Consider the following 932-nt stretch of genomic DNA (forward strand, 5'->3'; position numbering starts at 1 on the left):
TGGTGATAGCGACGACAAGGCGAAGGCACAGAGCAAGAAACACCTGCGCCCGTGCGTGGACGCGGCCTCGGGCGTACGTTCGCCCGAGGCCGCAGTCCTTCACTGATTCGTTGGTTCGTTCGACTCCAGTACGGCGGTTGTACGTCTCATCCAACGTGGACTGTTTCAGCTGAACGTCCTCGCTGTGTTGTTCGATGCGGTCTTCGACCCTGTACTCAATGTCTTTCGGGTCGTCAGTGTTTCGCGCGTTGTACGGAGCGACTGGCACGACCCCTGCGGCCAGCAGGTGGTCGTGCCAGTCAAGCGTGTCGTAGGCACTGTCACCGACCATCCAGATCGGCTTGGCGACGGCGAGCGCGTCACGTGTGACGCGCATCGCCGTCTCCTCTGGCGCTTGCTTACTCTCGGTGAACTCGGCTGCAATCGGGATCTTTTGCCCGGTTGAGACGATCGTGCAACCGTAGCCGTAGTAGTACTCGTCGTCGGTTGGATCGTAGCACTTCGACGCGTCTTGATCGGCGGGCATCGCCCTCACATCGGTCGAATCGATACAGTAGGTCAAGTCGAGCAGGCCGCGCCGGGCGGCCTGCTCGACGAGGCGGTCAAAGACATCGTCAACGACGTGTTCAAGATCGGTGAGAAAGCGATCGACCGCGTCTCTGGACGGCGGTCGATCGAATCCACAACTCAGCCAGACGACCGTGTTACGAAGCTCTCGTTCAACTGGACGGATGCCGTAGATGTCGTGGTAATAGCAATGGAGGAAGCCACGCATCAGCTCTGGTGGTTCGTGCTCTCGTGTTCGCCCCGTCTTCGCCGGGGCGAACACGTCGAACTCTTCGAGAAACTCGAAGGAGAGATGCTCAAACAACGCTAGCGTCTCGGTTTCCGCGACATTGAAGAACGACTCTACCGAAGGATCATCTTGCAGG

1 protein-coding gene is annotated in these 932 nt (G+C 59.1%); it reads right to left on the reverse strand.

The window, feature by feature from the left end; all coding sequences use genetic code 11:
• On the reverse strand, nt 1-931 hold a 931-nt coding region (locus ABDZ36_RS14735; protein WP_343749384.1), incomplete at its 3' end, for a transposase.
• Nucleotide 932: the final 1 nt, after the last annotated feature.

Source organism: Halarchaeum salinum (assembly GCF_039520965.1).
Classification (GTDB): Archaea; Halobacteriota; Halobacteria; order Halobacteriales; family Halobacteriaceae; genus Halarchaeum; species Halarchaeum salinum.